The sequence below is a fragment of the Paenibacillus sp. GbtcB18 genome (assembly GCF_019091125.1).
GTDB lineage: Bacteria > Bacillota > Bacilli > Paenibacillales > NBRC-103111 > Paenibacillus_F > Paenibacillus_F chitinolyticus.
In genome coordinates this window covers 1-230 of record NZ_JAGXJX010000984.1, presented here as the reverse complement: position 1 = coordinate 230, position 230 = coordinate 1, and the positions used below count along the sequence as shown (strand labels likewise).

Genomic DNA, 230 nt, shown 5'->3' with positions numbered 1-230 from the left:
AAGGGGCGCTGGCGTTCCCGCATGCGAGAACCATGACCAGATAGACGATAAAGAAGGACGCGCCCATGGCAGCGAACATTTCTGAGAACCCGGAAGAGATATCGTCGGATACCCCTCTCACCTCACGGCTTACGCCGGGAGGAAGCTCCAGCGCATTCAAAGCTGCAGCCGCTTTGCCGCTGACTCCGGCTTTATCCGCACCATTGTCCTTGACCGTTACTTTCAGCGTC

Annotated in this window: 1 protein-coding gene; it reads right to left on the bottom strand. The window is 57.4% G+C overall.

Features of this window, described 5'->3' with window-relative positions:
• Nucleotides 1-230, bottom strand: a 230-nt coding sequence (locus KVT34_RS31465) for a hypothetical protein (protein WP_217563415.1), incomplete at both ends; no start/stop codon positions are given.